Below are 6,000 nucleotides of genomic sequence, written 5' to 3'. Positions count from 1 at the left end.
GCGGGCCAGCTGGCTCGGCTGTGCCCCGAATTCGTTCACCAGCGCAGCAAGACGCAGCCAGCCGGTGGTCACATCGGGAGCTGGCTCCTCTTCGAGCGCCTGCAGGGTGGAGGGGGTCATGCTTTTCAGCAGTGACCAGATCTGCTGGTGATTGGTGGCCAGCTCATTCTTGGCCAGATAAGGTTCCAGCAGAACCAGCGACTTGGCCGCACCAAACTTGTTGTTGATGTCGAGCTGCAGCACCACGCGCTGGCGGTACCAGTCCTTCTGGGTATCGGCATCCAGCACCACATCCGGCTTGCCTTCCAGCAGGATCAGCGCCTGGTTGGCGTTGCCCTGGGCGAGCAGCAGGTGTGCATGCAGCAGTTGCAACTGCGCCTGCTGCTCCGGGCTTTTCGCCTGCTTCTGCAACTGCTGATACAGGGCGGCAGCCGGTTTGGCCTGGCCGAGCGCCAGATAGCTGCGCGCCGCCATCATCTGCCACACGAAGGCCTCTGCCGGTTTGGCGGGATCCACCTGCTCCAGATACCACTGGGCATTCTTGGTCAGATCCGAGAAGGCTGACGGCATGCCGGGTTGTCCGGAAGATTGATTGGGCTCCGACGCACAGGCGGCGAGCAGGACTGCCGCGAGTAGGATGCCGAAGAGTCGTGATACACTTAGCTGCTTTATAACCCGGTTCAAGTTCATTCCCCGACCAGTGTTGAAATTCTCCATAGTGTAAACGGGCCAATATGGCGACACAATTGTCGGGACACTCGGAGCTCCCATGAGTGACATCCCAACCCTGTATATAGTCCCCACTCCGATCGGCAATCTGGCCGACATCACCCAGCGAGCACTGGATGTGCTGCGCAGCGTCGATCTGGTGGCCGCCGAGGATACCCGGCATAGCGGGATCCTGCTCAGCCACTACCAGATCTCGGTACCGACCTTTGCCCTGCACGATCACAACGAGCAGCAAAAGGCGGATGTGCTGATCGCCCGCATCAAGGAGGGCAAGAGCGTGGCCCTGGTCTCCGATGCGGGGACGCCGCTCATCAGCGACCCCGGTTATCACCTGGTCACCCGTTGTCGCGAAGCCGGGGTCAAGGTGGTGCCGCTGCCCGGTCCCTGCGCTGCCATCACGGCGCTGTCCGCCGCCGGGCTGCCCACCGACCGCTTCGCCTTCGAGGGTTTCCTGCCGGCCAAGGCCAAGGGGCGGGATGATCGCCTGCAAGCCGTCATCGAAGACACCCGCTCTCTGGTGTTCTACGAATCGCCGCGCCGGGTGCAGGAGACGGTGGAAGCGATTGCTCGCATCCTTGGTGAGCGCCAGGTGGTGGTGTGCCGCGAGCTGACCAAGACCTTCGAGTCCATCCACGGTCTGCCCGCCTCCGAGATGCTGGCCTGGCTCGGAGAGGACGATAACCGTTGCCGCGGGGAGATCGTGCTGGTGGTCGCCGGTGCCAGCAAGGTGGATGACGAGTTGCCTGCGGAGGCGATCCGCACCCTGGGCCTGCTGGTCAGCGAGCTGCCCCTCAAGAAGGCTGCAGCCCTCACCGCCGAGATCCACGGGGTGAAGAAGAACGCCCTCTACAAATACGGTCTCGAGCACTATTAATTGCCGTAAACCGGAATTGACGGTTTACCCCGTCCGTCTCGCGAGGCTATAATCCGCGCCTCGGAGTTGGCTGGGCAATCGCTGCTTCGTCGTTGTGTCCCTCGGGACAGACGGGCGGAGGGGAGGAAAGTCCGGGCTTCACAGGGCAGGGTGCCAGGTAACGCCTGGGGGGCGCGAGCCTACGACCAGTGCAACAGAGAGCAGACCGCCGATGGCCCGCAAGGGATCAGGTAAGGGTGAAAGGGTGCGGTAAGAGCGCACCGCGCGACTGGCAACAGTTCGTGGCACGGTAAACTCCACCCGAAGCAAGACCAAATAGGCCCCTATTGGCGCGGCCCGCGTTGGGGGCGGGTAGGTTGCTTGAGCCAGCGAGCGATTGCTGGCCTAGAGGAATGATTGCTACCCGGGGCAACCCGGTACAGAACCCGGCTTACAGGCCGACTCCGACCTCTTTCCTGAAGAGCCTTGCGATTTATCGCAAGGCTCTTTTTATTAACCATAAAGTACTGCCTCGGTTGACTTGTGATATTTACTGTTGGGCTAGCTATGTTTAACAAATGTATTTTATATCAATCTGTTATGTGGAATTTTTCCATGTTCTGAATATCGTGATGGCGCTGGAGAAGCGCGGCCTGCATGGCTGATGTTTATTCGTGCAATTTGTCAGTTTTTTAATTGCTGAAAATTAATCGAGTTGCGGGTAACACAAATAACTTGTGGAAAATCAATTCATTTAATCGGTAGTCCCATCACGCTGCGTCAATATGTTCCCCATGCCCGAGATCCTTGCTTGAAAAGCCCCCTGCTCGTCCTTAAACTTCATGGTGGAGAAAAGTGGATCAAAGTGGTTTTATTGGGCATCTAGCCCCCATAACTCACCTTCGGGGACTGCAATTTGTTGCGTGGCGCTCACGCCATCAGCCTGGACAGCAAGGGGCGGTTGGCGATTCCGACCAAATTTCGTGATTGGCTGCGCGACGAATGCGACGGCCAGCTGGTCTGCACCATCGACATCGCCCATCCCTGTCTGCTGCTTTATCCCCTGAATGAATGGGAAGAGGTGGAGCGCAAGCTGAAGACCCTTTCCAGCACCAACCCGGCGGAACGCCGCCTGCAGCGTCTGCTGCTCGGCCACGCGGCCGAATGCGAACTGGATGGCAATGGCCGTCTGCTGCTCAGCCAGCCGCTGCGCAGCCATGCCGGGCTGGACAAGAAAGTCATGCTGGTGGGCCAGCTCAACAAATTCGAGCTGTGGGATGAAGCCCGCTGGCAACAACAGATCAACGACGACATCCTGGGCCTGCCCGAGGACGACTGGGCAAGTTCACCACGACTACAGGATTTTTCTTTATAAATGACCCAAGCCGCTGAACACATCACAGTGCTGTTGCACGAAGCCGTCGAAGGGCTGGCCATCAAGCCGGACGGTATCTACGTCGACGGTACCTTTGGCCGGGGTGGTCACTCTCGTCTCATTCTCCAGCATCTGGGCCCGAACGGCCGTCTGATCGCCATCGACCGGGATCCCCAGGCCATTACCGAGGCGGCCAAGATCCAGGATCCCCGTTTCGAGATCGTGCACGGTCCCTTCTCCGGCATCACCCGCTATCTGACCGAACGCGGCCTGCTGGGCAAGGTCGATGGCTTCCTGCTGGATCTCGGTGTCTCCTCCCCCCAGCTTGACGATGCCGAACGTGGCTTCAGCTTCATGAAGGACGGCCCGCTCGACATGAGGATGGATCCCACCTCCGGTCAGAGCGCCGCCGAGTGGCTGGCCCGTGCCGATGTGGACGACATCGCCTGGGTGCTGAAAACCTTCGGTGAGGAGCGCTTCGCCAAGAAGATTGCTCGCGCCATCGTACACGATCGGGTGACAGAGCCCTATGTGCGCACCCGCCAGCTGGCGGAGATGATTGCCCGGGTCAACCCGAGCAAGGAGAAGGGCAAGCACGCGGCGACCCGCAGCTTCCAGGCCATCCGCATCTATATCAACAGCGAGCTGGACGAGATCGAAACCGCCCTCAACGGCGCTCTGGACGTGCTGGCTCCTCACGGCCGTCTCTCCGTCATCAGCTTCCACTCTCTGGAAGATCGGCTGGTGAAACATTTCATTCGCAAGCACGAGAAAGGTCCTGAAGTACCCCACGGCATCCCCCTGACTGAAGCCCAGCTTGCCGGTGGTCGCAAGCTGAAATCGATCGGCAAGGCGCTCAAGCCTTCCGACCACGAGGTCAATGAAAACACCCGGTCCCGCAGCTCGGTGCTGCGGGTCGCAGAGCGTCTTGCGGAGTAAACGATGAGCGACGTGCGCGTTCACCTCGCCAGGGAGATCGTTGCGGATCTCTGGCGCCACAAGTTGCAGGTCCTGTTGACCGTCGCCGTGCTGGTCACCGCCTTTGCGGTGATCCTGGTGACCAACATGACCCGGGGTCTGACGGCCAAGCAGAACGATCTGATGGCGGAGGAGGACAGGCTCAACATCGAGTGGCGCCACCTCTTGCTGGAACAGGGCACACTGGCTGAGCACTCCCGGGTGGCGAGTCTGGCCATGGACAAGTTGCAGATGGCTCGTCCCCTGGTGACCACTGAAAAGGTAATTACACAACCATGACACGCAAGGCCGCCACCAAGGCTCCGGCAAAGGACAAAGCCAAGGCGAAAGCACCCTCACTCTACCCGTGGCGCTTTCGTACCCTGGTTTTCTTCATCGGCATCGCGTTTGCGGGGCTGATCCTGCGGCTGGCCTGGATCCAGGTGATCGATCCGGACAGACTGCGCCAGGAGGGGGACATGCGCTCCCTGCGCACCACCTCCACCCAGGCGGTGCGCGGCATGATCACGGACCGCAATGGCGAACAGTTGGCGGTATCCGTGCCGGTCGAAGCGGTCTGGGCTGATCCCAAGACGGTGCACGAGTCCGGTGCCATCCACAACGAGCGTGCCTGGCTGGCACTCTCCGCCGTGCTCAAGCTCGACATCAACACCCTCAAGCATCGCATCGCCAACCCGAGCAAGCGCTTCGTCTATCTGCAGCGGCAGGTGACGCCTGCGGTGGCCGAGTACATCAAGGGGTTGAAGCTGGGGGGCATCTATCTGCGCCCCGAGGCGCGCCGTTTCTACCCGACCGGCGAGATAAGCTCCCACCTGGTGGGGGTGACCAACATCGATGGCAGCGGCATCGAGGGGATTGAGCGCAGCTACAACGAGTGGCTGACCGCAACCCCTGGCGAGATGCGGGTGCGCAAGGACAGGCAGGGCCGCGTCATCGAGCGCCTGGGCCTGGTGAAAGAGGGCAAGCACGCCAACGATCTGCAACTGAGCATCGATCAGCGGGTGCAGGCGCTGGCCTATCGCGCCCTCAAACGGGCTACCGACGAGAACAAGGCCACCTCCGGCTCCATGGTGATGCTGGATGTGAAGACCGGCGAGGTGCTCGCCATGGTCAACACCCCCTCCTACAACCCGAACAACCGCGGTCAGTACCAGAGTTTCCGGGTGCGAAACCGGGTGGTGACCGATACCTATGAGCCGGGTTCCACGGTCAAGCCATTGATTTTGCTTAGTGCCTTGCAAGCCGGTGTCACCAGTTGGAAGGACTTCATCCCGGGCGGCCCCCTCTTCATCGGGGCCAAGCAGATCCGTGACGTGAGTATCCACAAGGCGACCAACCTTTACGACATCCTGCGCTACTCCTCCAACATCGGCATGTCGCGCATCGCGCTGCGGATGCCGGCCCAAGAGATGATCAACACCCTGAGCATGGTGGGCTTCGGCATGGACACCGGCAGCGGCCTGATGGGGGAGAGCAGCGGCATGCTGCCCCAGCGTCGCCGCTGGTCCGACATCGAGCGAGCCACCCTGTCGTTCGGTTATGGTCTGCGAGTGACCCCGCTGCAGCTGGCCTCCGCCTACGCCACCCTGGCCAACAAGGGCAAGCGGGTTCCGCTCTCCATCATCAAGGTGACCAAGCCGCCCAAGGGTGAGCAGGTCATCGATCACAACAACGCCGCTGCCATGTTGCAGGCGCTGGAGTACGTGGTCAGCAATGCCATTCCCAAGGCCCAGATCCCCGGTTATCGGGTCGGTGGCAAGAGTGGTACCGCCAAGGTGGCCGTGGCTGGGGGCTATGGCAAGGACTACATGGCCTGGTTTGCCGGTTTCGCGCCGGCCAGCAATCCCCGTTTCGTCATGGTGGTGGTGATCAACGAGCCCAAGGGGGATGCCTACTACGGCGGTGCCGTGGCGACCCCGCCCTTTGCGGAGGCCATGGGAGGCGTGTTGCAGCTCTTCAACATCCGTCCCGATGCGATCCCGCCCGAGGTACCCGCCAAGCTTGCCCGCACGGAGGCCAACAATGGCGCACCGCGTACTTGACGGGCATCCGGCTTTTTCCATCG

6 protein-coding genes and 1 other RNA gene are annotated in these 6,000 nt (G+C 61.0%); 6 read left to right on the top strand and 1 reads right to left on the bottom strand.

The window, feature by feature from the left end:
- Positions 1–570, bottom strand: a 570-nt coding sequence (locus AACR77_RS05270; RefSeq protein WP_042880182.1) for a penicillin-binding protein activator, incomplete at its 3' end; no start/stop codon positions are given.
- Between the two features lie 199 nt (positions 571–769).
- Between AACR77_RS05270 and rsmI the strand changes: the two genes are divergently transcribed.
- From rsmI to AACR77_RS05240, 6 genes are all read left to right on the top strand, one after another.
- Positions 770–1,603, top strand: coding sequence for a 16S rRNA (cytidine(1402)-2'-O)-methyltransferase (rsmI, locus tag AACR77_RS05265; protein ID WP_042880180.1), 834 nt, complete (start codon positions 770–772; stop codon positions 1,601–1,603).
- 62 nt (positions 1,604–1,665) lie between these two features.
- Positions 1,666–2,052, top strand: an RNA gene (rnpB, locus tag AACR77_RS05260) — RNase P RNA component class A.
- Between the two features lie 446 nt (positions 2,053–2,498).
- Positions 2,499–2,957, top strand: coding sequence for a division/cell wall cluster transcriptional repressor MraZ (gene mraZ, locus AACR77_RS05255; RefSeq protein ID WP_039040489.1), 459 nt, complete (start codon positions 2,499–2,501; stop codon positions 2,955–2,957).
- Positions 2,958–3,896 carry a 16S rRNA (cytosine(1402)-N(4))-methyltransferase RsmH gene (gene rsmH, locus AACR77_RS05250; protein WP_042880178.1) on the top strand — a complete coding sequence of 313 codons (939 nt, stop codon included), beginning with the start codon at positions 2,958–2,960 and terminating at the stop codon, positions 3,894–3,896.
- A 3-nt stretch (positions 3,897–3,899) separates the two neighbouring features.
- On the top strand, positions 3,900–4,214 hold the full coding sequence (gene ftsL / locus AACR77_RS05245; protein WP_010675842.1) for a cell division protein FtsL: 315 nt from the start codon (positions 3,900–3,902) through the stop codon (positions 4,212–4,214).
- Positions 4,211–5,977 carry a peptidoglycan glycosyltransferase FtsI gene (locus tag AACR77_RS05240; protein WP_010675841.1) on the top strand — a complete coding sequence of 589 codons (1,767 nt, stop codon included), beginning with the start codon at positions 4,211–4,213 and terminating at the stop codon, positions 5,975–5,977. Before ftsL ends, AACR77_RS05240 begins: the two co-directional genes overlap by 4 nt.
- Positions 5,978–6,000 lie beyond the last annotated feature (23 nt).

It is taken from the genome of Aeromonas sp. ZOR0002 (assembly GCF_963866995.1).
GTDB classification, from domain to species: domain Bacteria; phylum Pseudomonadota; class Gammaproteobacteria; order Enterobacterales; family Aeromonadaceae; genus Aeromonas; species Aeromonas caviae.
The sequence above is the reverse complement of the archived record's forward strand: the minus strand, read 5'-3'. Positions and strand labels throughout refer to the sequence as shown.

Bases quoted from the DNA above. Each gene is read 5' to 3' on its own strand.
- rsmI (WP_042880180.1), top strand. From the start codon at position 770: ATGAGTGACATCCCAACCCTGTATATAGTCCCCACTCCGATCGGCAAT.
- rsmH (WP_042880178.1), top strand. From the start codon at position 2,958: ATGACCCAAGCCGCTGAACACATCACAGTGCTGTTGCACGAAGCCGTC.
- ftsL (WP_010675842.1), top strand. From the start codon at position 3,900: ATGAGCGACGTGCGCGTTCACCTCGCCAGGGAGATCGTTGCGGATCTC.
- AACR77_RS05240 (WP_010675841.1), top strand. From the start codon at position 4,211: ATGACACGCAAGGCCGCCACCAAGGCTCCGGCAAAGGACAAAGCCAAG.